The sequence below is a fragment of the Moorena sp. SIOASIH genome (genome assembly GCF_010671925.1).
GTDB lineage: Bacteria > Cyanobacteriota > Cyanobacteriia > Cyanobacteriales > Coleofasciculaceae > Moorena.
In genome coordinates this window covers 272,383-297,889 of sequence record NZ_JAAHIH010000002.1, presented here as the reverse complement: position 1 = coordinate 297,889, position 25,507 = coordinate 272,383, and the positions used below count along the sequence as shown (strand labels likewise).

The 25,507-nt window shown below is 42.9% G+C and carries 25 protein-coding genes; 11 read left to right on the top strand and 14 right to left on the bottom strand.

Annotated features, from left to right (window positions below):
• Nucleotides 1-16 precede the first annotated feature (16 nt).
• Nucleotides 17-829: a class I SAM-dependent methyltransferase gene (locus F6J90_RS09035; protein ID WP_293092254.1), complete on the top strand. Its 813-nt coding sequence runs from the start codon at nt 17-19 to the stop codon at nt 827-829.
• Nucleotides 830-946: 117 nt separating this feature from the next.
• On the opposite strand, the gene F6J90_RS09030 is transcribed toward F6J90_RS09035, so the two are convergent.
• On the bottom strand, nt 947-2,431 hold the full coding sequence (locus F6J90_RS09030; RefSeq protein ID WP_293092252.1) for a hypothetical protein: 1,485 nt from the start codon (nt 2,429-2,431) through the stop codon (nt 947-949).
• Between the two features lie 352 nt (nt 2,432-2,783).
• Nucleotides 2,784-4,520, bottom strand: a complete 1,737-nt coding sequence (locus F6J90_RS09025; protein ID WP_293092250.1) for an ABC transporter ATP-binding protein — start codon at nt 4,518-4,520, stop codon at nt 2,784-2,786.
• A gap of 155 nt (nt 4,521-4,675) precedes the next feature.
• On the opposite strand from F6J90_RS09025, the gene F6J90_RS09020 reads away from it, so the two are divergent.
• Nucleotides 4,676-4,798 carry a hypothetical protein gene (locus tag F6J90_RS09020; protein ID WP_293092248.1) on the top strand — a complete coding sequence of 41 codons (123 nt, stop codon included), beginning with the start codon at nt 4,676-4,678 and terminating at the stop codon, nt 4,796-4,798.
• A 67-nt stretch (nt 4,799-4,865) separates the two neighbouring features.
• Nucleotides 4,866-5,474: a hypothetical protein gene (locus F6J90_RS09015; RefSeq protein WP_293092246.1), complete on the top strand. Its 609-nt coding sequence runs from the start codon at nt 4,866-4,868 to the stop codon at nt 5,472-5,474.
• A 768-nt stretch (nt 5,475-6,242) separates the two neighbouring features.
• Here F6J90_RS09015 and F6J90_RS09010 read toward each other — a convergent pair.
• From F6J90_RS09010 to dcm, 5 genes are all read right to left on the bottom strand, one after another.
• Nucleotides 6,243-10,763, bottom strand: coding sequence for an AAA family ATPase (locus F6J90_RS09010; protein WP_293092244.1), 4,521 nt, complete (start codon nt 10,761-10,763; stop codon nt 6,243-6,245).
• Between the two features lie 751 nt (nt 10,764-11,514).
• Nucleotides 11,515-11,640, bottom strand: a complete 126-nt coding sequence (locus F6J90_RS09005) for a hypothetical protein (RefSeq protein WP_293092242.1) — start codon at nt 11,638-11,640, stop codon at nt 11,515-11,517.
• A 359-nt stretch (nt 11,641-11,999) separates the two neighbouring features.
• Nucleotides 12,000-12,383, bottom strand: a complete 384-nt coding sequence (locus F6J90_RS09000) for a hypothetical protein (protein WP_293092240.1) — start codon at nt 12,381-12,383, stop codon at nt 12,000-12,002.
• 593 nt (nt 12,384-12,976) lie between these two features.
• The gene (locus F6J90_RS08995) at nt 12,977-13,369 is read right to left on the bottom strand and encodes a DUF1499 domain-containing protein (RefSeq protein ID WP_366513729.1); all 393 of its coding nucleotides are present in this window, start codon (nt 13,367-13,369) and stop codon (nt 12,977-12,979) included.
• 494 nt (nt 13,370-13,863) lie between these two features.
• On the bottom strand, nt 13,864-15,105 hold the full coding sequence (gene dcm, locus F6J90_RS08990; protein ID WP_293092236.1) for a DNA (cytosine-5-)-methyltransferase: 1,242 nt from the start codon (nt 15,103-15,105) through the stop codon (nt 13,864-13,866).
• A 554-nt stretch (nt 15,106-15,659) separates the two neighbouring features.
• On the opposite strand from dcm, the gene F6J90_RS08985 reads away from it, so the two are divergent.
• Nucleotides 15,660-15,812: a hypothetical protein gene (locus F6J90_RS08985; protein WP_293092235.1), complete on the top strand. Its 153-nt coding sequence runs from the start codon at nt 15,660-15,662 to the stop codon at nt 15,810-15,812.
• Here F6J90_RS08985 and truB read toward each other — a convergent pair.
• Nucleotides 15,760-16,668 carry a tRNA pseudouridine(55) synthase TruB gene (gene truB / locus F6J90_RS08980; protein WP_293092233.1) on the bottom strand — a complete coding sequence of 303 codons (909 nt, stop codon included), beginning with the start codon at nt 16,666-16,668 and terminating at the stop codon, nt 15,760-15,762. The two genes, F6J90_RS08985 and truB, sit on opposite strands and share 53 nt — an antisense overlap.
• Nucleotides 16,669-16,811: 143 nt before the next feature.
• Here truB and F6J90_RS08975 point away from each other — a divergent pair, with 143 nt between their 5' ends.
• Entirely contained in the window at nt 16,812-16,940 is a 129-nt protein-coding gene (locus F6J90_RS08975; RefSeq protein WP_293092231.1) for a hypothetical protein, read from the top strand.
• Here the strand turns inward: F6J90_RS08975 and F6J90_RS08970 are convergent, their stop codons facing one another.
• Nucleotides 16,941-17,768, bottom strand: a complete 828-nt coding sequence (locus tag F6J90_RS08970) for a nuclear transport factor 2 family protein (protein ID WP_293092229.1) — start codon at nt 17,766-17,768, stop codon at nt 16,941-16,943. It lies immediately after the preceding gene.
• A 368-nt stretch (nt 17,769-18,136) separates the two neighbouring features.
• Here F6J90_RS08970 and murG point away from each other — a divergent pair, with 368 nt between their 5' ends.
• The 6 genes from murG to nblB all read left to right on the top strand — a co-directional run bounded on the left by murG (nt 18,137) and on the right by nblB (nt 22,545).
• A complete protein-coding gene (murG, locus tag F6J90_RS08965) occupies nt 18,137-19,201 on the top strand; it encodes an undecaprenyldiphospho-muramoylpentapeptide beta-N-acetylglucosaminyltransferase (protein ID WP_293092227.1) in 1,065 nt (354 codons plus the stop codon).
• 271 nt (nt 19,202-19,472) lie between these two features.
• Complete coding sequence (locus tag F6J90_RS08960) at nt 19,473-19,607, top strand: hypothetical protein (RefSeq protein WP_293092225.1); 135 nt, start codon at nt 19,473-19,475, stop codon at nt 19,605-19,607.
• 67 nt (nt 19,608-19,674) lie between these two features.
• Complete coding sequence (locus tag F6J90_RS08955) at nt 19,675-20,400, top strand: glutathione S-transferase family protein (RefSeq protein WP_366513728.1); 726 nt, start codon at nt 19,675-19,677, stop codon at nt 20,398-20,400.
• A 337-nt stretch (nt 20,401-20,737) separates the two neighbouring features.
• Nucleotides 20,738-21,151, top strand: a complete 414-nt coding sequence (locus F6J90_RS08950; RefSeq protein WP_293092221.1) for a DUF4351 domain-containing protein — start codon at nt 20,738-20,740, stop codon at nt 21,149-21,151.
• A 188-nt stretch (nt 21,152-21,339) separates the two neighbouring features.
• Complete coding sequence (locus tag F6J90_RS08945; RefSeq protein ID WP_293092219.1) at nt 21,340-21,807, top strand: CBS domain-containing protein; 468 nt, start codon at nt 21,340-21,342, stop codon at nt 21,805-21,807.
• Nucleotides 21,808-21,882: 75 nt separating this feature from the next.
• On the top strand, nt 21,883-22,545 hold the full coding sequence (gene nblB / locus F6J90_RS08940; protein WP_293092217.1) for a phycobilisome degradation protein NblB: 663 nt from the start codon (nt 21,883-21,885) through the stop codon (nt 22,543-22,545).
• Nucleotides 22,546-22,606: 61 nt separating this feature from the next.
• Here the strand turns inward: nblB and F6J90_RS08935 are convergent, their stop codons facing one another.
• From F6J90_RS08935 to F6J90_RS08915, 5 genes are all read right to left on the bottom strand, one after another.
• Nucleotides 22,607-23,365, bottom strand: coding sequence for a HEAT repeat domain-containing protein (locus F6J90_RS08935; RefSeq protein ID WP_293092215.1), 759 nt, complete (start codon nt 23,363-23,365; stop codon nt 22,607-22,609).
• Between the two features lie 45 nt (nt 23,366-23,410).
• Nucleotides 23,411-23,920 (bottom strand): N-acetyltransferase, encoded by a 510-nt coding sequence (locus F6J90_RS08930; protein WP_293092213.1) that lies wholly within the window; start codon nt 23,918-23,920, stop codon nt 23,411-23,413.
• Nucleotides 23,913-24,116 carry a hypothetical protein gene (locus tag F6J90_RS08925; RefSeq protein ID WP_008190114.1) on the bottom strand — a complete coding sequence of 68 codons (204 nt, stop codon included), beginning with the start codon at nt 24,114-24,116 and terminating at the stop codon, nt 23,913-23,915. Before F6J90_RS08925 ends, F6J90_RS08930 begins: the two co-directional genes overlap by 8 nt.
• 49 nt (nt 24,117-24,165) lie before the next feature.
• Nucleotides 24,166-24,465: a hypothetical protein gene (locus tag F6J90_RS08920; protein WP_293092209.1), complete on the bottom strand. Its 300-nt coding sequence runs from the start codon at nt 24,463-24,465 to the stop codon at nt 24,166-24,168.
• Nucleotides 24,466-24,599: 134 nt separating this feature from the next.
• The gene (locus F6J90_RS08915; protein WP_293092207.1) at nt 24,600-25,466 is read right to left on the bottom strand and encodes a DUF1350 family protein; all 867 of its coding nucleotides are present in this window, start codon (nt 25,464-25,466) and stop codon (nt 24,600-24,602) included.
• Nucleotides 25,467-25,507 lie beyond the last annotated feature (41 nt).

Genomic DNA, 25,507 nt, shown 5'->3' with positions numbered 1-25,507 from the left:
AAACGACTAGGAGGTTATGATGACAAAAAAATTTACAGAAGCTGATACCCAAACCTATTACGATAACTCAGATGATCGCTATCGGATTTCCTGGCACCCAGATGGCAGCAAGCATTGGGGATATTTCGACAACTTAGATGAAGTCCACACCTATGAAGACTTTCTGCGTGGCTGCGATCGCTGGAATGAATATATGTTAGAACACAGTGGAATTTCTGCTCAGTCACGGGTACTGGAAGTAGGTTGTGGAAATGGTAAAGCTGCCGTCTGGATCGCTCAGCAAAAGGGTTGTGAGGTTGTAGGAATCGATCTTAGTGCCACTCATATCCGCAACTGCGAAATAAAAGCGAAGGATAATCCTTCACTAAATCTTTCATTCGAGAAAGCATCAATCCTCGATTTGCCTTTCCCAGATGAATCCTTTACCCATGCTTGGAGTCAAGGAACTCTCCTACATATTGAAGAACGAGGTTTGGCACTCAAGGAAATTAGCAGAGTCTTAAAACCCCAAGGACGGTTTGTTTTTGATGACTTAACTACCCCAACCATGGACATTAGTGAATCCACTCGCAAGCACCTCTACGAGCGGTTACTTGTTAATAATCTTTTTACCCCTGAATCCTATCGAGATAACCTGAGTGCGGCAGGTTTTAAGGTGCTGGAAGCGACAGATTTGAGCCAACATATGCAGAAATCTTACGCCCTTCAGTCCGAGCGAATTCGAGAGCAATATCCGGAGTTGAGTGTTTCTTACGGAAAAAGTGCTGCTGCTGTCGAAGCTGGTGAGTTAGGATGGTATTTTTTTGAATGTGAAAAAGTAGGGAATTAATCTAGTGCAAAAAGGTAGAAGGAAGGAGGCAGAAGGCAGAAGGCAGTCCCAATGAAAAATTTTTTTCACCACCAGGTTATGAAAGTAAACTCTTCCCTGTTGCCTGTTGCCTGTTGCCTACTTACAAGTCAGAACTGGCCGGATTTTTTGCCATAACCACTCCGGCATTGTATGGTGGTTTTCATAGACTTGAGAAAACCGTTGCTCTATCTCTGAAAAGTATTCTTCTACATGATGCTCCCCTTTTGCTTTTAACGGATTTAAAACCTTTTCGACAAATAGCTCCATGGCCAGACCTTTAATTCCTTTTAAATAGAGCTTGTAAAAATACCACTGAGCTTCTTCTGGGAGTCCAATACACTCGAAAGGAATATACCCTTTTAGACCAAGTAATTCTTCCCAGTAGGGTAAGTTTTCCTCCATATCGAATAGATTATTTTTAAATGCTTGAATCGTTTTGTCCACATCACCATAGGCGCAAAAGCCTGCAAAAACGTAGCAGCATTTTTCACACCGACAACACCAAGGCTTTTGTAGGTTACAGGAATTGGTTGCATAAGGGAGCTTGCTGTCAAGCTCAAAGAGCAGCTGAAAAATTCTGATATCGTGGATAGGTTTGAGCAGACTGGTTGAATTAATCCCCTCGAACATTCGTCCTCTAAGCTTGAAGATCGTCTGATGAAAAGTAAAACTTTTCAGCCACTCGTGAGTAACTAATTCCCCAGATTCTGGCTCTTTTAGGTTAGGAGCATCGGCACTCTTTTCATCTCCTCCTGCTAAAATAGGAATACCATGTAGGATTTGAATTGGGATCATCGCTATATTGAACATTAGCGCTTCACCTGCTTCTGGACGAAAGCGACCCCTCCCAAAATAATCCCTTGTCCTATTAGGAATATTAGTTTTGTTTAACCGATTCTCGAGCCACAGGTAATACTCATCTTGAAAGTAAACACCATGTCGAGCGCCAGCTTTGAGATAGCTCATAACCTGGTCGAACCATTTTTCTTGGCTCTCATGGTCTCCATAAATATCGTGAAATCCTGTTGCAATGTCGTACTTAACCCCCGCCGCTTCCAAAATTCGACTGCACAACAGACTGTCTTTCCCGGAACCAGAAGCTAATAGAACCTCTGCTTTGCGATCGCTTTTAGCTGCCGACCATAGGGGATAATGGGCATCTTTACCTAGTTCGGAATCAGTGACTGCAAACTCCGGCCCATGATAACTTATTTGTCCCACTTGATAGCGATGTTGACTCCAGTGTTTGTACATGACAAACTTAAGGAATTCTAGCAGTTCCTTGTCTATATATCGACTATACCTTTTAAAATTTAATCGCTTCGGAAGTAAGGCACCAAATCGTATGGAACAAATTGCTGCTATAACCACTGCAAAACTCAAGGTTCGTTCTGGATACTTGAAGATTGGAGCGGTAAAATCGACAGTATCATAACGGATCGAACAAGGAATCGGTTCGTCTTCAATGCTATAGACAAACTTGATTGTATCCTCCTCAATCGATACATCCTCTAAGGAAATTTCTTCGACAAATAAGTCATTGAATTCCTGGCAATTTACTCGAGTTATTTTTGCTAGCATGGTTGATATATTTTTATGGATATAAACTGCGAAAACTCTAATGATATATATTAAATATAGCGAATTATGGTAAAAAAAGATAGGTCATAACTTGTCAAGACGACCTACCAATTGAGAATGATACCAGCAATATATCAAAAACATCTAAAAAATCTACTTTCCGAATCTCAATTATTGTTTTTTTACCTTTTAGTCATTAGACCTCTTGCATAAGTCTCATAAACCGTGGGTGTTGACAAGCCATGCATGCAAAAGGGATAGATTTTGATTTCATATTTATTTTTGCAAGAGGTCTAATAAAAATCTCCCCATCTCCCCATCTCCCCATCTCCCCACCCTCCCCACACTCCTATTACTTCACGCCAGACTGCACCCGCCACAGCATGGCATAAATTCCCTGTTGCTCTAACAATTGTTCATGTCGTCCTTGTTCTACTATTTTGCCTTGCTCGATTACATAAATACAATCGGCATTGCGGACTGTGGACAACCGATGAGCGATCGCAATGGTTGTGCGATTTTGGGTAATCTTTTCTAGGGAGCGCTGAATGGCGGCTTCGGTTTCATTATCAACAGCGGAGGTGGCTTCATCTAGAATCAAGATTGGGGGGTCTTTCAATAGTGCTCGTGCGATCGCAATTCGTTGCTGTTGTCCTCCAGATAGTTTCTGACCCCGCTCTCCCACAATGGTGTCATAGCCTTGGGGCAGTTCCATGATAAACTCATGGGCTTCTGCGGTCTTAGCGGCAGCAACTATTTCCTCGGAGGTGGCATCAAACGTGCCATAGGTGATATTCTCTTCTACGGTGCCGTGGAATAAAAATACATCCTGGCTAACTAGACCAATGGCATGGCGTAAGTCTTTGAGCTTGAGCTGTCTAATGTCAATCCCATCAAGAGTTATCGAACCGGCTTGGATTTCGTATAGTCTTAAGAACAGTTTCACTAAGGTACTTTTACCAGACCCTGTGGAACCTACTATCGCGATAGTCTTGGTGGCGGGAATGTGGAGGCAGAGATTTTCTACCACAGGGGGGCGATTACGGTAGGCAAATGTGACATTATTTAATACCAATTCCCCTTTAACCTCGGACCTAGGCAATGGTGTATCCCCAGAGTGCATGGCAATTGGGGTATCCAGCAGATTCATTACCCTAGTAGTGGATGCCATCGCCCGTTGATACTGATCGAGGGTGTTACCCAGTCGAGTTAATGGCCACAGCAAGCGCTGAGTCATGAAAACTAAGACACTGTAGGTACCTACTGCTAATTCCCCGGCGGCTGCGGACTTACCACCGTAGAGCAGAATGCCGGTAAACCCAAATAGGATTAACATCCGAATCAAAGGCACAAAGGCTGCAGAAAATGCGATCGCTTTCTGGTTACTGTACTGATACCCTAGACTTTGTGCCTCTATCCGCTTGGCTTCATACTCTTCCGCCGTAAAGCTTTTAATGGTAGTAATCCCAGTTAGATTATTCGCTAACTGTCCATTGAGTAACCCTACCTTTTCCCGAACTGCTGCATAACGGGGAGCAAGCAGACGTTGAAAGGTCATCGAACCCCAGAGGATAAAGGGGATAGGAATCAGAGTTATCCAAGCTACATTGGGAGCAAGGATAAAGAAGCCCGCAGTGATAATAATAATGGTTGTGGCTACCTGGAGAATTTCGTTGGCACCAATATCGAGAAAGCGTTCTAGTTGGTTGATATCATCACTTAGGATAGACATCAATCCCCCTGTACTGCTATCTTCAAAATACGCTAGTTCCATCGATTGCAGATGAGAGTAAGCATCTAGGCGCAATTCGTGTTGAATGGTTTGAGCCAGATTCCGCCACAATCGTTCGTAAGCATATTGAAAGGCGGATTCCAATCCCCAGACAATAAAGCTCAGGAATGCCAGCAATACCAGTTGGCTAAATATATCCGTTACTCCTAGATGGGCTATCAAGGAATCTTGTTGTTTGACCACCACATCCACTGCGATCCCAATCAAGACCGGAGGGGCTAGGTCAAAGATTTTGTTGAGGATTGAGCATGCGATCGCTTTCCCGATTAGGGAACGATGGGGCTGAGCGTAACCCATCAGCCGCTGCAGGGGAGAGTTGGAATGCTTACGGTTATTTGGTTTTGACGTTAACCTTGAATTTCGTTTTGACTTGAACGTTGAATTCAACACAGTAATTAACCCTGACTTATCAGGCAGAATGAGTTGCTAAACCTAAAGAGTTACATCAATGGGTGACTATTATACCTTATAGCGCTGCATCCCTTAAATCTCTCTTTAATTTTGCCTCTTGCCTCTTGCCTCTTGCCTCTAGCATGCATGCCTTTTGCCTTTTGCCTTTTGCCTCTTGCCTCTAGCATGCATGCCTTTTGCCTTAAAATTATAAGCAATATCGCTCAACCAAATTCATCAATAAACTAACCCTTGAATACTCCTAGCCACGCCATTATTAACCTTGCTGTTTTGAATCAACAGACTCAGCTTCAGGCAGCTTTACCGATTACAATTGGTGCTATCTTACCCGATGCCCCCATATTTATACTTTATATCTGGGCAAAATTGATTCGTCGTCAACCAGAGTACCAAATTTGGTCACAAACCTACGAATTACCCTTTTGGCAAAACCTTGTTGCTACCTTTCATTCTCTTCCCCTAGCCCTGTGTGGAGTGATTATCAGCCATTACTGGGGATGGCAACTTTGGGAAATTCTATGTTGGAGTATGATACTGCACTCTTTACTAGATTTACCAGTTCACAACGATGATGCTCACCGGCACTTTTTTCCCCTTAGTAACTATCGTTTTATTAGTCCTTTCTCCTACTGGGACCCCAAGCATCATGGTCATACCGTATCCACATTGGAAAAATTATTGGTGCTAGTAGCAACAATTGTTAGTTTCTCTATGATTGAGTCTTGGATAGGTAAAAGTTTACTAATTGTTGTGAATGTATTGTACCTGATCGCATTTTTATATTTAGTGAAGTCCAAAGTTCTAGGTTTTAGGGAGCAGGTAGCAGGGAGTAGGGAGTAGGGAGTAGGGAGTAGGAATGTCTTCTCCTCAATTAAGAGGATATCTGAAAAGTTTTTTGATACTGAATTTTGCCCCCCTAGCCCCCCAATTCTGGGGGGAACAAGAATCATTGGCTGGTAAAAGTCCCCCAAGCGAGGGATTGCTCGCTTGGGGGACCAACGGGGGCTTGGATGTAGCAAATGAGACTTCTCAGACAACCTCTAAGCTATACCATTTGTGTTGATCAAAACATCGTAAAATATGGAGCTATCCATCAATTAGTAGTTAATCTCCAAAAAAAATATATCCCACATTCCTCACGAAGTGAAGAATGTGGGTTCAGATTCAAACGGTAAGCAATAGCCTACCCTAGGGCAAACGCATCTAAATTCCAAAACCCTTATCCAGTAAGGATTTCATCAATTGATTAAAAACAGGACTCGATCTCTTAAATCCTCGCCCCGCCAGCATGCACAAAAATAAGATGCGTTTGCCCTGGGTCGTCTACCCAGTCGATGGTTGGGTCTCTAACAAATACCTTAAAGCCTACGATTAAATGGTTTCTAAGTGTTTTTGTGTGTTAAAATTTCCCCCCTGAAGGTTTAGGGATCTAAAGCCCCTTCTGGTCAGCAAATCGTCGTTTTTTTCTATTATTGGGTTTAATAATAGAAAAACAGGCGTGAAACGACTGCCACTCGGGAGGTTCAGCGAACCGAAAAAGTGAGAATAAAACAGCTCTGGGTTAGTTAGGGGGGATTTGATGGTGAGTGGTCATTAGTATGGGGTGGATCAACAAGACTCCTCCACTACCTTTACTATGTCTTGTGTTTTTTCTGGATACAGACTCACTAAGTGCCTGCACACGTCATAAGTTTGACTAAAGAAATAGGAACAAGGAATCAATAGTTGTTTGAAGTTATCTTTTTCACCATTGTTCGCAAAAATACCGGCAATTAATGAAAAAATTTGATTAATTTCTGTCGGCATCATTTTTGCTGTAACTATTGCTTTTTTCGATTCACTCCCTCCCACCATTGCTTGTAGCATAGCAATTCCCTTACACGCCCTTGTTTGGTTTTGTTCGTCTTGAATCTTTTCTTTGGCTATAAAGGCAGCACGAAGAGTTTTTAATAGTCCTTCTCTGTCTTCTTTTCTCCACTGAATCCAGGCAATTTCCTCAAGTGCTTTTAGCTGCTCCCATCCATCTTCTATGCTGGTGGTTTTGTGCCAAGCACTGGAAATTTCTCCCATTCTTGCCTCTGCTATTGCTACTTCTGATAGGACGTTGCTCCTATTACTAAGTTTTTCAGCTTGATTACAAAGGTCGTTAAGAACATTGAACCCAGCTTCTTTGTCTCCTGTTTCAACTAAAGCTATGGCGAAATCACACTGGCTTCTAACTACATTTATTGAACTACCAGCCTTGATATTCTCATACACGTAATCAATGGATTCTTTAATTCTCTTTCGTTGTTCTGTGCTTTTATACTTATGTGCTAAGTTCTTGAGCACCACAGCTTGACCGTAAGGCAATATGATTTCCTTTAGGGTATCTAAAGCTGCATCAAATTCACCTGCTTTTACCTGGGCTACCCCTATTGTCATGAAACAGTTTATATCCTCATAACTTTTTTGCTTCATTCCGTTTACGGTTTTTCTAGCATGAGCTAAAACTTTGAGTGCAGTTTCTTTGTCTTCAGCCTTTGCTAAAACATCAGATACAAGAGCTAAAGAGTGAAGTTTTTTTAATTTAAAATTAATTTTTTTTGCGATTTTATAGGCACTTTTTGCATTGAAAATTGCTTTTATTTTTTGACCTGATTCTAGTTCCAAGGCTGCTACTTCTGCTAGAAAAAATGAACGTAGATATGAAAGTTCAAACTCTTGTTTTGGCTTAAGTTCATGAGCTATGCTGTATCGTGCTTCTCTAGTTTTACAGGCATCTACTTGTATTTTTGCTATTGATAGTCGAGTTCCAGTTCGTATCGATAAACTTTCTAAACTATCGACAATATTCAACGCAGAATTGAAGTCTCGCATCCGTGCATGTGCTTGTGATAGGGCTGATAAAATTTCTGGCTGGTTTCTGTCCTCATTTACCTTGGTGAGATTTGACTTCAATATTTCCAAATCATCTTTTGTTAGTGCCTGTTCTGCCTGTTTTATTGCTATTGCTACTAGAATGTTGTTTTTTGACCACTCTTTTTCAGCTCTTTCAGCAGTTTCAATTGCACCATCATCATCTTTTAATTCAGCCTGTTTAAGTGCTATTAATTTTAGAGCCCTTCCCTGATCAAATGGGTCTTCAATAGTTTCTGTAATGAGAAGTGCATTGGTAAAGTCGTTGATTTCTATATACTTTTCAATTATTTTGAATAAAGCGTTTTTTTGCTTCCATTTATCTTGAATTTTTTTAGCAGTTTTCAGCGCACTAACCAACTCTATTACTTCAGCTTGCGATGCAACTAAATTGACTAATGCATCTGCTTTTTTTTCGTTATTTTCAATATATTTAGCTAGTTTTATTGCACTGTGCAATTTTGTTTTTGCTTGCTCTAAATATCCGTTTCTTGCTTCTAGATTTGCAGTAGCTTCTAAAAGTTTAACTTTCAAATATTTTTCTAATTGACTTTGCTCATCAATTTGGATTTGTCGAAGCGTTTTGAAAGCATTACTTGCCCAACCAATATTAACCTGAGAATTCGATATCTCAATTAGGGCTTTTACTCTGTATTCTTGGCTTTCAAATTTCTGTGCTGTCTCGATTGCTTCGTTAAAAATTTCTTCTGCTAGTTTATGGTCACCTAGTTCAGCATGTAACTCCGCAATTTCTGTCATTTCCCATATGCAGCCGACATGTGGAAATACTTTTCGGCTACCTTCGAGGGCTTCGGCTAAGGTTAACCTTGCTGCTTCGGCTTTGCCCTTTCTTTTCTGCGAAACTGCTATACTTCGTAGCTCGAAAAACTTTTCCAGTTGAGAACTACGCTCTTTTGCCGTTTTGATGGCATTGGAAAAGTCACCATACTTTATGAATAGCTTACACAACGAGCGACAGCAGTCATTATGTTCTAAAAGCTTCCGATGTAATTCAACACAAACTTCCTGATTAATTTCAAAAACATGTGTGAGGAGATAGGTAGCATAGTTGTTTTGCCAGTCTGTTGCACCCCTTAAAAAAAGCGGTAAATCATTTTTTATTAACTTTTTCAGTATTTCCTGTGCCTCCTCAAATCTACTTTCGTCCTTTAATTCCCATGCCAGTAGTAAATACCACAACACACGGAGTTTAGTGTCGTACAAGTCTGCTAGGTGTAACGCTCGTTCTAGGTTTCCTCTTCGCATTACATCTAGAGGTGTTTCCTGCTCCATTGTCTCCAGTAGACGCTTGGCATGTAGTAACATAAACTCAGCCATTGCCACCGGATCGTCGGTATCAGCAGCACTTCGCAACGCTGTTCGCACAACCTTTAAAGATAAGTCAGGTTCATCAAGAATCTGTTGATGTTGAGTAACAGCAAAAGTTTTATCCCGTGCCAAACAATACAACTGTTCTAACTGTTGAGCTTTCTGTAGGTGTTCTGCATAATGTCGCAGCGCGTAAGGACTCTGGTGTTCTTGCCAATGACTACAGTAATCGATTAATTTCTTCTTAGCAGAATTAGCCTGCTTCTGTGTTAGCGCTTTTTGAAACTCCTGCGCTAGCAACGGGTGAGTAAAGCTGTAAAGATTGTTTTTAATACTAAACCAGCGTGCCACCGGCCAAGGTAAATTAGGAAAGTCCCAGCTCGTTAGATCAGTCAACTCTTCTAGATCATCCTCTGACAATGCTCCTAACGCTACTGATAGTAGAGCAAATAAATCTTGGATTTCCCTACTTTTATTAACTTCCTTGACTTTCGCAAGTAGTTTAAACTGCTTTTTCACATATTGACTAAACCCCCTTGGACTTTGCCTCAGTATTGCTCGGAGGTTTTCTGTTTGTTTTCTGCTTAACTCATCAATGAGGAAACCCAGATAGAGTGGGAATCCATCTGTTATTTCATCCAGTTCTTGTATAAAATTTTCATCCCGTGCATACTCAGTTAAATTACCTCCTTTCTTTTTTAACCAAAGTGGAATTGCTTGGTGGGGTAAGCGTTTTAGATGTAGCGAGTGAGCACCATCTGTCCAGTTACGCAAATAGTCTGGTTCCTCTTCGGCTTCAGCTCTAGCCGAAGCGATGACAAACACTCCTTCTGGCAAGGCAGGGAGAAATGGCGGGTCAAAGGGATTTTCTGCCTCATCCAAGCCGTCTAGAATAATGACTAGAGGTTGACCTTCCCGTGAACCATGTTCATATACTAAATGGAGTAAGCTGTCTCGTAAGCTGTTCTGATCACTGCGTAAGAGTTGGTCTCCGATTCCATAGTAGATAAAGAGCTGCTTGAGCAAGTTTCGATAAGATTCCAGAATAGAGCGGGTCTTGTCGTAGCGATAACTGAAGCAGTGATAAACTACGAAACAGCCATGCTTACGTTGTCTTTGTTTCCAGTTTGCTAACAATGCTGATTTACCGAAACCAGCGCCACCAGTAACTATCAATACACCACTTCTATACTCACTCAGGAACTGATCTAACTGCTGCTGTTCGTCTTCGCGTCCTATAAACAGGTGGGTGTACTCCTCAGCAATTGCTTCAACTCTTCTTGAAGTTTCCCACCCTATATCTTGCTGGTGAGTACATTGCCCTTCAAATTGAGAATTCTGGATGGAAATATGAGGGTGCTGATCAGGAGTGTTGAGGCATTCCTTGATAAATTTCTTGACACCAAGATAGACCAGACTATTTTGAGACTCTGGTTTGCATAGGTCAATGTGGTTATTTGGTATGGCAACCGGCTTCACTTTTTCAATGCCTGGGTTGGCACTATCCTCGTCTACCACCAAAATCCCTTTGAAAGGCTGAGTTTCATAATAGACCTTTGTGGCAATTCCTAGACTCCGAACGTTTTCTCGATACCACTCATTTAATTTCCGTAACTGAGAGTCATGAGCTTTTAGTTCCTTTACACTTACTGTAGTTTGTGCCAAAACGCCAATATTATCAATTAATTTAGCTAGATGAGACCCAGTGTGGGGAGTAGCTAGAAATACAATCCCTTTAGTCTGTTTAAGAATACCTTGGTTTTCAAAAGTTTTAGCACTGTTAAGCATCTCTTTAACTAAAAGCCCGCCCATACTGTGAGTAATAAATACTAATGGACGGTTGCCGAGATCGCAGCTGTCTAACCAATCTAATAAATTACTTGCTTGATCGAAACGGGACATACTGCTGTTGCTTTTCCAGTTTGTCGCTTCAGCGTTATACCCAAAAGACCAGATGTTAAGACCTAGCTGATCTTGTCCTAACCAAACTGGCCAGAAGTCATCATCATCCCGTTTTCCCTGAGGATGCCACGTGCTTCTAGCATCCCCTCCCAGCCCGTGAACAAATACGATATCTGCACTAGCAAGTGAGTCCTGGTGGCTTGAGATTTCAATCAAGCCGGTTAATTTACTCAAGGATTACCCTCCACTTAATTATATAGTATTAACCAGTAGATGCTTGAAACCCAATCTCGATTTAGTTTAACACAAGGAAATATAGGGAGTTTGAACCAGTTGATGTAGGGTGGGCAGTGCAAACAGATAAAATAAGCAAGTCAATCCCGTTGCTATGCACTGCCCACCAACGGGATTAATGCACAGGATTAATGACAATGGTGACAGATATCAGTCAAGTTTATGTAGGGTGGGCAGTACTTGAAACAGATAAGATAAACAGCATTAATCTCGTTGCTAGGCACTGCCCACCAACGAGATTAATGATATTTTTTTGATAAAAATCAGCTCAAATCCGCTCGAATTATTTCCACCCGTTTCCGATTAACTCCCAAAGTAGAAAAATTATTGGTGTTAGTAGCAACAATTGTTACTTTCTCTATGATTGAATCTTGGATAGGTAAAAGCTTAATAATTATTGTGAATGTGTTATACCTGATAGCATTTTTATATTTATTGAAGTCCAAAGTTCTAGGTTTTAGGGAGCAGGGAGCAGGGAGTAGGGAGTAGGGAGTAGGGAGTAGGGAGTAGGGAGTAGGGAGTAGGGAGTAGGGAGTAGGGAGTAGGGAGTAGGGAGTAGGGAGTAGGAATGTCTTCTCCTCATTAACCTATAGCAATTGTGTTGATCATCACATCGTAAAACATGGAACTATAGCGTTTCTCTTAGCTATTAGGTACACATTATTTTTTACCTATTACCTATTACCTATTACCTATTACCTATTACCTGCTTCCTGCTCCCTGCTCCGTTCGCGTAGCGTGGCCTACGGCCTCAGTCCCTGCTCCCTAAAAACCAGAAATTTGTACCTCACAAGTCGTAGAATTGCTATATCCATCGATTAGTAGTTAATCTACCAAAAAAATATATCCCACATTCCTCACGAAATGAAGAATGTGGGTTCAGATTAAAACGGTAAGCAATAGCCTACCCTAGGAAATCAAAATTCCACTAATGCCTAAGGCCTAGTGCTGATTAAACGATGTGATGTACAACTTGCCAGTATTCTTGTCGATTACAATACTTTCTAAAACTGCACCAGCAGGAGCAGTAGAAGCATCAGGAAGCTCAGTGATCTGAATGGTAATTGGATTATTTGAAGTAGAGTAAATTTTCAAAGGGCGATTCTTAGTATCGATATTATTGATATTGCCGTATGCTCCTACAATCATGTACTGGGTAGGATTTCCAGTTGTACCAAATTCAACACGTGGTCCTGTAGTTCCAGAGTCAGAAAATCGTGCCTGATATGCAGCATTGGCTGGGGATGCAGCACCAACCAAGGTAAAACATACCAACAATAACGAAACCACAAGATATACAAACTTTTTCATGATAATTTTATCCATTTTTTTGAATGGGGTACCTAACAGTAATTATTACCAATTCGGCTTCGTCCAAAACTATATTTTGGGATATATCCAGAAATAGTTTTCGGAGTATTCGATGCCAACACTGGTTAGATAATTAACCGCCGAAACCAAACTATCAAAGCCTAGAGAGCATGTCCAATGAAAAGAACAAATTAACTATTCCACAAAACCATTAAATTTATTTATATTAACTAGGTGTCAAGTTGATGTAGGGTGGGCAATGGTTGAGACCGATAAGATAAACAAGTCAATCCCGTTGCTAGGCACTGCCCACCAACGGGATAGTAATAAGTAATAATTAAAGTAAATCATTAACCATTACCAAAAAAATTAGGAATGATTAATCTTAGCAGTATAACTGTTTCCCAAGTAGGTTAAACTTAAGCATTCAGCTATCAGGTATCAGCCATCAGCTATCAGCGTGTCGCGTATCAGCTTTCAGCTTTCAGTTATCAGCCATCAGCGAACAGCGATTAGCGCTACGCGCACGCTGCGCGAACAGCTTTTGAATAAAATAAGCTGACGGCTGACGGCTGACGGCTGACAGCTGACGGCTGAATACTTACAAATCAGCTCAACTTCGCTCGAATTATTTCCACCCGTTTCCGATTAAGGCCCAAATCGGATTTTCCTAAACGGGAGGCGGAGCGAACATGGATTACCTTAGAACTGTCATCCAACAAAAACTCTACATCATCCACAAACCCCATTAAAGGAGTAGTGAATTGTGCGTAGAGATAGTTGTCTTTCTCTTCAATAATTTGTGTTCGTTCTAGGTTTTCGATCACAATTTTAAGCTTAGCCATTGCTTCGGTAGGGGTAGAATTGTAAGCTAAAGGTTGAATACCATGCTCGGCATCTTGGCTATAGCTGCTGACACAGTTAGGTGTATTGGGGCAAGGTGCTAATTGCCCTGAGGACTGAATCCCAATATTGGTAGGTTGTTTTCCTGGAAATTTCATCAACGATTCTCCTGAAAGGGCAAAGGTAGCTCCTATGGCAACAATGGCGACTAATACTAAAGATATCAATACTATTAGTATTAGTCTCAACGGTGATAGTTTTTGGCTTTGTACAGTCATATAGCGTTTGGATCTGGGTTGTAAACACAATTGCTGAAAAAGGCAATAGGCAATAGGAATCCCCCCTCCTTAATAAGGGGGGCAGGCAAAAGGCAATATCGGAAAGAGGTCTGGAGTTTTATTGGACAATAAAAAAAGACCTCCTAGGTTTACATCTCAAATACAAACACTATAGTGTATTAGTGTGTCTTTATTATTAATATCATATTTGGCTGAGTAATTATCAAAAAATTGGGGTTAGCATCTCATTTTTGCCGTTTGGGTGGTGCGTTACGGGACGGATTGTCCTAACACTGGCTACCAAGAAGATCAGGGCTTTCCCGTCCCTAACGCACCCTACGAACATTTACAAAAGAGATGCACCCAACGGAAGTTCAACACTTCTGCATCGTTTCTGGGTCGAATTTCCCTTGCAACATCGCAATCAGACATCGTCCAATGTGGTAAGCTAAGTTAACAGGTACCGCATTGCCGATTTGTCTGTACTTTGATGTTAGAGAACCTGTAAATTCCCAATCATCGGGGAAGCTCTGAATACGTGCATATTCCCTAACTGTCAAGGGTCGTGTTTCTTCAGGATGACACCGCTCGGTCTGTTTTTGAGCTGGGTTACAGGTGAGAGTAAGGGAAGGTTCTTCCCAAGAAAGCCGTCTAGCCATACCGGTTTTGCCGCCACCGAGATAGAAACTCTTTTTCATATACTCTTTCTGAAGCGCTGGGGGTAAGTTCCGCCAATAACCTCCTGGTGGTATTAATTCCATAATTTCTCTCTTGCGGCGAGGGTATTCTGCTCCTATAGATTTAGGGCAATCTTTGAGCACCTCCCTCAGAGATATAGTGTAATCCTTTTCCTTAGGAAATATTGCTTTTAGGTCTAAGTCTTTTCTGACCGCAATGATAATTACCCTCTCGCGCTTTTGTGCGACATCTAGAAACTGTGCTCTGAGCAATTTATAGGTAGGGTTGTAGCCTAAATCCTCTAAGGTTCGCAGCATGGTGGATAAGGTTCTGCCTTGGTCATGGTTAATCAGACCCCTAACGTTTTCAACCAGTGCTATTTTCGGCTGTACTTCCTTGACACACCGTGCAAACTCAAAAAAGAGCGTCCCTCTAGTATCGTCAAAACCTTTACCCAGACCGGCATAGCTGAAAGCTTGGCAGGGCACCCCACCAGCCACAATCTCTACGTTGTCCCTGTATTCGGTAAAATCAACGTTGGCTATATCCTCAGGTATGATTTTCCAGGAAGATCTATTCAGCTTCAGAGTGTTTACACAGTCTTTATCAATCTCCACCAGCAGCTTGGTGCTTAAGCCAGCATTCTCAAAACCCAGTGCCATGCCTCCACACCCAGCAAATAACTCGATTACTCCGAACCTAGTGGCTTTGCTCTTGAGAACACGAAACTCAACCCCAGTAGCTAGCCCTTGATACTTCCTTTGAATTCGTTTTAATTCTTCAATGTCAAAAAAGCGGTAGTTTCGTTCAGACCGCTTTGCCCTGAGCAGCTTTTTCTTTTCCCACCTACGTATGGTATCGGAGGAAACACCTAAGATTTCAGCAGCTTCCTGAACCGTGACTAGGTCTTGAACAGTGCCAGATTTACTGTTTGCCATTTTGATTTGAAGGGAGTAGGGAGTAGGGAGTAGGGAGTAGGGAATCGGGAATCGGGAATCGGGAATCGGGAGTAGAGAAAGTGTGGGAAGTGTGGGAAGTGTGGGAAGTGTGGGGAGAGGGAATCTGTCAGGACATTATAAAATTGCTATTAGATATTACCCCAGTACAACACTACTTTATAATAGGGAATATTTAACGGTTAAATTATGATATTAAATAATAAATTTAATAATTTTTAGTTATTTTGTTGCTTCAAATACAATTTTACTTTTGTTGATTACAACCTAAATTATAACGCCTGAATACTGACTCGAAGCTCCTCAATCGGAGGATAGTTGGTTATGTCGAAATCAGGTTAGGTAAGTCCTGTTAGATTCAATTAACTATAGCAGTCCTATCTGATTAGTGAAATAAATGGGCTGCTTTAAGGCAGAAGGCAGAAGGCAGAAGGCAGAAGGCAGAAGGCAGAAGGGACAGGAGTTGGAGCTAGTTTTTAAGAAGTCCAGTGATTTTACAAATGATTTAAAATTGCTATAGGTATCATAAATCATTGATGATAATTTTTGTTTCCTGCTCCCGACTCCCGACTCCCGACTCCCGACTCCCGACTCCCTGCTCCCTATTCCCTGTTCCCTGTTCCCTTTGCTATTGCATCAAACAAAAACCATTTGGGGAGCCAGCAATACCCCAGAGGTTGAGGAGATAACTTTAGCAATACCCAAAAAACTGCCATCTTCGTGGTAGACTTGCAGAGGGCTTGTGGAGGTTTCAAGGGTAGAGACTTTAGCTAGAGTATCATCCCCAGAGATACGCTGTCCTAAACACCAGCGACGGGCTTGATCAGGGGACAAGGTTACAGAGGGTAAGTGCCCCAAAGCTACACTAGGGGACACTGGCTGGAATAGGCTTTTTTCGAGCTGTTCGGTCAATTCTTCTAATGTCAGACTATCGGCTAAATCAAAGCCACTGCTGCGAGTGCGAGTCAGAGCGGCGAGCACACCACCGGTTTCGAGGGCATCTCCTAAATCCCTGGCAATGGAGCGAATATAGGTGCCAGGGCCACATGCGATCGCTAAATCAATTTCCGGAAATTCCCCCCCACGCCAATCCAAAACCTCGATCGTCTCAACCTCTACAGTTCGTTCTGGTACCTCTACCACTTCACCAGCTCTGGCTAAATCATACAGCCGTTTACCCTTGATCTGAATAGCGCTATACATTGGTGGCACTTGCTGAATCGTACCTTCAAACTGTTTCAACAAACCCTTGACCAACTCCAGAGTCAACCCAGCTGCAGACTGAGTAGCAATCACCTCTCCTTCCAAATCATCAGTAGTTGTCCTCACTCCCAGTCTCACCGTAGCCTTGTAGGCTTTATCCTGCTGCATATACTGCAACAGTCGGGTTGCCTTACCCAGAGCAATGGGTAAAACCCCCGTAGCAGCTGGGTCAAGGGTTCCTCCATGTCCTACTCGTTTCAGCCGTAGCAGACGCCGCACTTTAGCAACGCAATCGTGGGATGTCCAACCTGCTGGTTTGTTTAAGTTTAGAAATCCTTGCACCAAGTTTAAAATTTATCTGTAAAGGTAGGGAATCGGGAATCGGGAATCGGGAATCGGGAATCGGGAATCAGGAATCGGGAATCGGGAATAGTAATAAGATTTGATTCTATCTTGATTTTGATACTCTCTTGATGCAGTCCCTCATGACGAGCAGGGCTGTTTCATTTTCCTACTCCCTACTCCCTACTCCCTACTCCCTACTCCCTACTCCCGATTCCCGACTCCCGACTCCCGACTCCCTACTCCCTACTCCCTACTCCCTTCAAACCTAATCACTCAACCACATGTAACCGTCGAGTAATCATAATCATCCCATCCCCCCGAATTAATATAGCTGAAATCCAGCGGTCTTCTGGTAACAGTGGGGCTCGGCCAATCTTAAAAATTCCCCCGGCAGCCAAAGATTCCAGGTCAATCTCAGTGGGATTAGTATAGCGCTGTGACCTAACCGATTCTTCTATAGCTACTCCCAGCAGCAAATCATCTCCGAGGGGTTCCTGGACAATGGCATCAAAATTAAATCGCTGACCAATACGCACTTGTTCTGGTAACTTCACCGTTAGCTTGGGAGGATTGGCTCCTGATGTGATTTGGGAACGCTCTGCCAAAATGGTTGAATAGACAATTTTTTGGTTTTCAAAGCGCTGACGCGATCGCAAAGTCGATTCAAATTTGGTCTTACTAGCATCCTGTTCGTTACTAGTAATATAAGTCACTGTTTCTGCCACAATCGCGCTGCCCTCTTGCTGCCAATCCGTCAGTTCCGTGCGGTAATTCAACAAAGGGTAGCGCTGCCACAATTGAGTCAAAGCTTCTGCCATCAACTGCCGACTTAAGCCATCGGAGTTAGTAAAATTAGCGCTATAGAATCCCAGCAACCCTTCAACATCCTTGCCATTAGCGAAGCGATCAATTTGGCTGAGGGTATCTTTAAGCTGAGGCGGTGCGGTTTCCGGACTGTCTGCTTGGGCTTTCAGAGGAGAGCCGAGGGTCAACCCTGCCGTTAATAGTACAAATACTGACCAGTCCAAACAAATAGACTTGACTTTAGTAGTAAAAGATTGGGATAGTCGTTGCAGTAAGGTTGCTGGATTGGTCATTGGTAATCGGTAACTGGTAACTGGTAACTGGTAACTGGTAACTGGTAATTCTGGTAACTAGTAACTGGTAATTAGTAATTTATCATTGGTGATTGGAGAAAGGGTAATCCCTTGCACCAATCATACCAAATCTAGTTTGCTAACCTATGTCTAGTCCAGACGGCCCTGAGCTCGCCCCTATCCAAATTTTCATCTGCTAGGGTTTTAGCCCGGATTTTGCATAACCGATTACCAAGTCTATAGCGTTTCTGATAGTAATGAGGTAGAAAGGATTTGTTCCCTACTCCCTACTCCCTACTCCCTACTCCCTACTCCCATTAACCCAACACAAAAGTCCCTCACCCAATTGATCAAGGAGACCGATAGCCGTGTCTAAGTCACCCATTCGATTGCTGATTGCCGCTAGTGGTACGGGGGGACATATATTTCCCGCCCTCGCAGTAGCCCAACACTTACCCAATTACACTATCGAGTGGCTGGGTGTTCCTGACCGCATTGAAAATGAGTTGCTACCACCAGACTATCCCCTGCACACCATTGCCGTAGAAGGCTTTCAACAACGCTTTGGTCTCGGTACTCTACGCATCGTTACCCGCCTGGTCAGTTCAATTTGGCAAGTGCGGCGACTGCTGAGAGAGGGGAAATTTGATGGTGTCTTCACCACTGGCGGTTACATCGCTGGACCTGCAATTATGGCAGCACGGTTGCAGGGTCTACCTACCATTATACATGAATCTAACGCTATTCCTGGAAAAGTAACCCGCTGGCTGAGTCCCTTTTGCAATACTGTAGCCCTAGGGTTTGAAGCCGCCTCCAAGTACTTACCTCGGATTCAAACTGTAACCGTTGGTACACCAGTGCGCGATAGTTTTCAACAGAGTCAGCCCCTGGAACTCCCGATTCCACCAGAGGTACCCTTGATTGTGGTGGTTGGGGGTTCCCAAGGAGCAGTGGCTGTGAATAAACTAGTGCGGCAATGTGCTCCCGTCTGGTTTGAAGCTGGTGCTTGGATTGTTCATTTAACCGGAGAAAAAGACCCAGAGGCTAACACCCTGAGCCATCCTCAGTACCTGTGTATGCCCTTTTATAACCAGATGGCACCATTACTGCAACGGGCTAATTTAGCCATTAGCCGTGCTGGTGCCGGAACCTTAACGGAGCTAGCGATAACTGAAACACCAGCCATTCTGATTCCCTACCCTTATGCAGCGGAAGACCATCAAGCTTTCAATGCAGCTAGCTTTAAGGATTCTGGTGCTGCTTTAGTATTTCGTCAAGACCAGTTGACTCAGGAAATTTTAGAACAGGAGGTGCTGCATTTACTCAAGTCACCAACTAGGTTAGAAGATATGAAACAAAAAGCAGCTAGTCTTGCTATTAGAGATAGTGGAAAGCGTTTAGCCTCTTTAGTTCGTGAGTTAGTTGAAAGATGAAAGATTAAGTATGGGAAAGGGAGTAGGGAGTAGGGAGTAGGGAGTAGAGAAGAGGAAAGAGAAAAATTATGTGTATCTCATTAGGTTAAAAAGTGCTTTATTTGATTTTATATAATAAAAATTGCTCAAACCGAGTAATATAAAGAAAATAATTGCAAAAAAAACAAAAATTTACTGTAGACTAGATTAGAGGTTTTGATTCGATAATGACTAGATTAATTTAATAAATTATTCTCATTTTGCCATTCATTATATAGCGTTTTTCGTGGCTATGAGGTACACATTATTTTTCACCTCTTACCTCTTACCTGCTCCCTGCTCCCTGCTCCCTGCTCCCTGCTCCCTGCTCCCTGCTCCCTGCTCCCTGCTCCCTGCTCCCTGCTCCCTAAAAACCAGCCAGAAATAAATTTGTACCTCACAAGTCGTATAATTGCTATAATAGCTATTGGTAATATCGAACCAAATTTACTGTTATGATTACTTTGTATAAGGCACCACCTTCATGGGGATTACCGAGTATTAGTCCACCCTGTATGAAATTAGAAACTTGGCTGCGTATAGCTAATATTGCTTACGATATCGAGATTCCTAAGGACTTTGCTAAAGCTCCCAAAGGCAAAGTTCCGTTTATAGACTATGAAGGAAAACTCATCGGGGACTCCACCCTAATTATCGAGATGCTTAAGGAAAAAGAGGGCATAGATCCTGACCGCGATTTGACCTCAACCGAAAAAGCAATATCCTTAGCTTTTCGGCGGATGCTGAAAGAAAATACGTATTGGGGAGAGGTTTATATTCGTATTAACATTGAAGAAAACTGGCAATTATTCAAACAAACATTAACGAATCTCTACTTTGCTGGGAGCTCGACACCAGAATCTGAAGAGTTTTCACAACAGGTGCAAAAGTCCATTTCTAATCAGATTTATGGACAGGGAATTGGTCGTCACTCCGAGAAGGAAATTTGTGAAATTATTAATGCTGATTTTCAAGCCCTGTCTGATTATTTAGCAGAGAAACCATTTTTTATGGGGGATAAACCGACAACTTTAGATGCAACTGCTTATGGTTATATTGCACACATCATTTTACCTCCTTTCAAGAGTATGATTATTGATCGGGTATCTCAATTCAAAAATCTCTGTCAATATTGTCAACGGATGAAACAGGAGTTTTTTCATGATTATTTGCTTTCTTAATCGAGAAAAATTTCTAGGAGATGTGGTAATTTCCTTAATTGTCAAGTAATCACAATAGCGTTCGCGTAGCGTGGCCAACGGCCAATCGCATTTTCAATTTACGGATAACAAATCCTATACCCACCATCAATAACAATTATATTGGTGCGCGTTCACCCTTGTCGGTAAACCCGACCGGGCTCGCACCGCAGCAAGGGAATAGTCTTTAACTATGTCACTTAATTTCTGTTTGAATATGTACTTTCATTGTCTTCTTGTTGTCACCTCCTCAAGTTGACAAGTCGTGTAAGCTACCAGAAAGTCAGAATCAATCTCGAGACAATGGCAGGCATTTGGGATGACAAAACTGAAACGGTATTGGATGGTCGTTCATTACGAAACTGAATTTGAAGCGGAAAACGAAGACGAAGCCTATCACAATATTCGGCTCGGCAATAGGATAATCGAAAACGCAACAGTAGTGGCCAAAGAGCTTCCTGAGTCTTCAGAGGGCACTCACCTCAAAGAAATTATCAACGAAGCCAAACTCGAAGCCCGACGAGAAGCAGCGGTGTCTATCCTTCTGGCACAACTTGCCCGGAAAACCAAAGACTATGCTCTGAGGTGGGAAGGACTCTCGAAGCTGGCACCTCACAGACAGCAGCAAATTGAAGCACTATCTTTGGAACAAATTGAATGTCTTAGTATAGATGCGATCGCATTTTCTAGTATCGCCGACTTGGAGCGTTGGCTTGATGGTTTTTCTGGATGAGAAGGGTTTGTCTATCGGGTGGGTAGAATCTAACCTGAAGACTCCTCACGCTCCCTTTGCTCCGGTCAAAGCTTGTCAAAGCTTAATCAACAATAAAGTTTTCAGACTTCTGTCAGCTCCTAGACTAAGGCAGTGCGAGAATAGAGTTATAACCTGCTAAACCATTGAAAACCCTTAAAAACCCAACTATGGCCAAAACCGTTGCTGAAGTCATGAGCCACGACCCGATCGTGGTACAGCCCGAAACACCGATTAAGGAAGTCATCAAAATTATTGCTGAACAAAGCATCAGTGGCTTGCCAGTGGTTAACGAAGCAGGCAAATTGGTGGGAGTGATTTCAGAAACTGACTTGCTGTGGCAGGAGACAGGAGTAGAACCGCCAGTCTATATCATGTTTCTCGATAGCGTGATTTACTTAGAAAATCCTGCCCGTTATGACCAAGAACTTCATAAAGCACTTGGACAAACCGCTGGGGAAGTAATGACTGGTCATCCCATGAGCATCAAACCGGATCAACCCTTGCGGAAAGCGGCTAAGTTGATGCAGGAAAAATCAATCCACCATTTACCAGTAACAGATGAGGCAGATCAAGTGATTGGAATTCTGACCTCTGGGGATATTGTCCGAGCCATGGCAGCTGAATTAGCGAATTAAGGGAACAGTTCAGTGTTCACGGTGAACAACCAACATGGTAAGTTTAGTTTTGGCTAGATATTAAGCAATTTACCCATGACCGTTACTCGTGAATCTGTCCAAGAGCTGCTGAATTCAACCGATTTTGGCCAGCGCATTAGTGGATTAAACCAACTACGCCAGCTGGAACCATCGGTGGCGTTTGAGCTAATTCAACCCTTGGTTAAAGATAACAATGTTCGGATTCGATATGGGGCAGTGAGCCAGCTCCATACCTTGGGTAATCAGGATTTAACCTTAGCTTTGACCCTATTACGCGATCGCCTTTTGAATGATCCAGAACCTGATGTTCAGGCAGCAGCAGCGGATTCCTTGAGTGCCTTGAAGCTCACCGAAGCCTATGATGATTTAGAGCGAACCTATCACCAAACCTCTGAGTGGATCATTAAATTTAGTATTATAGCTGCCTTAGGGGAACTAGGTGAACCCCGTTCATTTCAACTTTTAGAAGACGCTCTCAAATCCGATACCAGTTTAATCCAAACAGCCGCCATTAGTTCCTTAGGAGAATTGGGAGATCCCCGGGCTGTGCCTCTATTGATTCCCTTTGCCACTAATTCCGACTGGCAAATTCGTTACCGGTTAGTACAGGCACTGGTTAATCTGGGAGGAGAAGAAGCTAGGGCAGTCCTAGAAACATTAGCGAATGACAGTGTTGAGCAGGTAGCTAGTGTAGCGCAAGAGGGCTTAAAAGCATAAGGCTTGAACAGGGAATAGGGAGAAGAGTGTGGGGAGAGGCCCAGGGCTATAACAAGCCCACTTACAAAAACCCTTCCATCTCGATCATTTCAATCATCTGAAGTCCACGGGGGTCTCCCACTTTCAAGAGGGCGGCTTTGGCGTCTTCTTTTACCCCTAGGTCTTCATCATCAGCAAATGCTTCAATTAAGGCATCAATAGCACCAGCGTAAACGGCATTGGAGGGCAATTCCCGACACAGTTGCCCGATAGACCAAGCACAATTACTGCGTACTGCTGCTACTGGGTCTTTCCTTAAAGCAGTAATCAAGGGCGGAATCGATGCGATTACTTCTTGATAATCTAACTCTGCCATTTGCGCCAGAGCACTAGCTGCCCACAAACGCACTGCAGGAATATCCGTTTTTAGGGAATCAATTAGAGGGGCTAAAGCACGGCGATCGCGACAGTTCCCCAATGCCCAGACCACCCCTTTACGGACATAACCGTTCCAATCAAGGGTTAGCTGGTCAATCAAAGGCTTTACTGCCGTGGGACTAGGATTGCGCCCTAGACCATAGGCAGCACTTACCCGCACTAAGGGACAAACATCATTTAACAGGTTAATCAGATGGGGAATGGCTCGCTCATCTTGCAACTCGCAAAAGGCACGAGCTGCTAGCATCCGTTGCTGGCTTTCCGGTGCCGTTAACAGAGCCAGCATTTCCTCTGGATCAGGTTTGGAAGCTTCTAACTCATCTTCAATCGGCTCTATGTCATCTAAAGGGCTTTCTAGTAAAGCCGTATTATCCAGTACACTCAGATCATCATCGTCATACATGCCTGATAACCTACCTTATCTTGCCTGATTCTACCAGAGTCTTCATTAGTATTTTCTGTGCAATGGTTTAACCATCCACAAAGATTGGGTGCGGAAACCCAGTCCGTGGTAAAGGTTCAAAGCGACTTGATTCGATTGAAACACCTGTAGTCCAATTTGGCGATCGCCTCTTGCCCTTGCCCTAGCTTCAGCCTGCTGCATCAGTGCTGAACCAATGCCTTGACGGCGGTGTGCTGGCATGACGTACAGTAAAAAGATATAAGTATAGCGATCGCCATTTACCTGATCAACCCCATTGCCCATCCACAGACAACCCACGGGCAAGGCATGAGTTAAAGTAGAACCTTTCCTAGAAACGTTCCCATCCGCTACTGTAACCCACCACAGCGGGGTTTCTCTGGAAAAGTACTGTTTAACAGTCCTCGCCAGGTGAGAAAAATCATTTTGTTCTGGGAAAAGCTCTTGGTAAGTTAATTCCATGAACTTCACCAAAATTGCCCGTTCTCGTACCGTTCCCAGGCGTAGCTGGTACCGTGCTAACAATGGCTTACTCACCAGTGTTCCCAGAATTTTGGTTAACAACCAACTGAGCCGATACTGGTGCTTGAATGCTGGCAGCGTCAAACTCTTCAATCGGTGCAGGGGCTAGCATATCGTTCGGTAAAAAGATCCGAGAACTGACTGCCAATAGGGCAATTAAGAAGCCTAGTAATGCCAGTAGGGGAGCAATGTACTGACGAAATATAGCCATGAATTTAATGGTTCGTTGATTTTAACAATTCTTTACTTTTTCCATATTACTACAATGGCAAAGCTTTTAGCGGTTGAACGCGATCGCGTGGCCTATTGGCCAAGGTTATTTGGTTGAAGGTTGGTTGGTTGAAGGTTGGTTGGTTGAAGGTTGGTTGGTTGAAGGTTGAAGGTTGGTTGGTTGAAGGTTGAAGGTTGGTTGGTTGAAGGTTGGTTGGTTGAAGGTTGGAGGTTGCAGGTTGGAGGTTGCAGGTTGCAGGTTGGAGGTTGGAGGTTGGAGGTTGGAGGTTGGAGGTTGTAGGTTGTAGGTTAACAGTTGACGGTTGACCGCCAATTTGATCACCATACATTAGATCCGATCAGCGCTAGCTAATATTAGGGATACCTCATCTGACCCGTGTTCCCAGATCCGCTGTTCCCTGCTCCCAGATCCGCTGTTCCCTATTCCCTATTCCCTATTCCCTATTCCCTGTTCCCTGCTCCCTTAGACTCGCTCGGCTAGTTTTGTGATAACTTCAATAACCGTATCCGCAAGTTGATCATTTCCCCGGAGCCAACCGAGGGGAGTTAGATGCTTACCAGGAAGTTTCTCATCAATGAGTGGAAAGGGATTATTTGGTAAATTCTGTTGTAGCCAACGCACCGTTCCAGCTTCTTCAGCAATCTTATCCTTACTGAAGCTAATTAAAGCAGTAAGATTAAATAAACTGCTATTTTTGATCAAGCAATAGGTTTGTTCGGGTGTGGGTAACACCCCGAAACCAAGTCTGTCTACTAAATCAGCTATGAATGGAACAGGAACCGCACTACTGGTACCGCTAATAACAGGAGCCATTAATACAGATGGTTGATTGATCAAAGAAATAGATTTTAGCTCAACATCTCTGAGGCTATCTTCAATCTGCTTCTCTTGATCTTTACCCACACAATCTCCCAGAATTACCTGAAGTTTTTTGAACTCCAAATCACTTAAAAGTTCCAAGAGTGCGATGTATTTTGTCCCTAGGCTGTGACCTAACCAAAAATAATTACTCGATTTTGCAGAGGGGTCTTCTTCATAGATACTGTAGTCATAACCCAATTTTTTGGCTTCTTCCAAAATTCCCTGGAATAGGGTTTTTTGTTCTTTGACCAAACCAATTGCTACAGGCCAATGGCGGAAGGTAAATCTAAACGGTCTGGCAACAACGGTATAACCTGATTCAAATAATCGCTTGGCGATATATCGGTAGAAAATTGTCGGAAAACTTCCGAAAAACGCACCACCAATCAACTGAATAACACCTATAGGCTTGGGATGGATAGCAACCCAAGCAAAGGGAATTGGTCTAAATTTAAATTCGGCATTCATGGCAGTAACCTCTTTGAGAATAACTAATCGAAAGGGATTTT

What these genes read in the sequence shown, in the direction of transcription:
- F6J90_RS08935 (WP_293092215.1), bottom strand. Translation starts at nt 23,365, where the DNA reads ATGTATGACGATGATGATCTGAGTGTACTGGATAATACGGCTTTACTA.
- F6J90_RS08945 (WP_293092219.1), top strand. Translation starts at nt 21,340, where the DNA reads ATGGCCAAAACCGTTGCTGAAGTCATGAGCCACGACCCGATCGTGGTA.
- F6J90_RS09035 (WP_293092254.1), top strand. Translation starts at nt 17, where the DNA reads ATGATGACAAAAAAATTTACAGAAGCTGATACCCAAACCTATTACGAT.
- nblB (WP_293092217.1), top strand. Translation starts at nt 21,883, where the DNA reads ATGACCGTTACTCGTGAATCTGTCCAAGAGCTGCTGAATTCAACCGAT.
- F6J90_RS08950 (WP_293092221.1), top strand. Translation starts at nt 20,738, where the DNA reads ATGACAAAACTGAAACGGTATTGGATGGTCGTTCATTACGAAACTGAA.
- F6J90_RS08920 (WP_293092209.1), bottom strand. Translation starts at nt 24,465, where the DNA reads ATGTATGGTGATCAAATTGGCGGTCAACCGTCAACTGTTAACCTACAA.
- F6J90_RS08995 (WP_366513729.1), bottom strand. Translation starts at nt 13,369, where the DNA reads ATGAAATTTCCAGGAAAACAACCTACCAATATTGGGATTCAGTCCTCA.
- F6J90_RS08985 (WP_293092235.1), top strand. Translation starts at nt 15,660, where the DNA reads ATGATAATTTTTGTTTCCTGCTCCCGACTCCCGACTCCCGACTCCCGA.
- F6J90_RS08970 (WP_293092229.1), bottom strand. Translation starts at nt 17,768, where the DNA reads ATGACCAATCCAGCAACCTTACTGCAACGACTATCCCAATCTTTTACT.
- F6J90_RS09000 (WP_293092240.1), bottom strand. Translation starts at nt 12,383, where the DNA reads ATGGATAAAATTATCATGAAAAAGTTTGTATATCTTGTGGTTTCGTTA.
- F6J90_RS08955 (WP_366513728.1), top strand. Translation starts at nt 19,675, where the DNA reads ATGATTACTTTGTATAAGGCACCACCTTCATGGGGATTACCGAGTATT.
- F6J90_RS09010 (WP_293092244.1), bottom strand. Translation starts at nt 10,763, where the DNA reads ATGTCCCGTTTCGATCAAGCAAGTAATTTATTAGATTGGTTAGACAGC.
- F6J90_RS08975 (WP_293092231.1), top strand. Translation starts at nt 16,812, where the DNA reads ATGACGAGCAGGGCTGTTTCATTTTCCTACTCCCTACTCCCTACTCCC.
- F6J90_RS09025 (WP_293092250.1), bottom strand. Translation starts at nt 4,520, where the DNA reads ATGGGTTACGCTCAGCCCCATCGTTCCCTAATCGGGAAAGCGATCGCA.
- F6J90_RS09030 (WP_293092252.1), bottom strand. Translation starts at nt 2,431, where the DNA reads ATGCTAGCAAAAATAACTCGAGTAAATTGCCAGGAATTCAATGACTTA.
- F6J90_RS08960 (WP_293092225.1), top strand. Translation starts at nt 19,473, where the DNA reads ATGAGGTACACATTATTTTTCACCTCTTACCTCTTACCTGCTCCCTGC.
- F6J90_RS08925 (WP_008190114.1), bottom strand. Translation starts at nt 24,116, where the DNA reads ATGGCTATATTTCGTCAGTACATTGCTCCCCTACTGGCATTACTAGGC.
- F6J90_RS09005 (WP_293092242.1), bottom strand. Translation starts at nt 11,640, where the DNA reads ATGAGGAGAAGACATTCCTACTCCCTACTCCCTACTCCCTACTCCCTA.
- dcm (WP_293092236.1), bottom strand. Translation starts at nt 15,105, where the DNA reads ATGGCAAACAGTAAATCTGGCACTGTTCAAGACCTAGTCACGGTTCAG.
- F6J90_RS08915 (WP_293092207.1), bottom strand. Translation starts at nt 25,466, where the DNA reads ATGAATGCCGAATTTAAATTTAGACCAATTCCCTTTGCTTGGGTTGCT.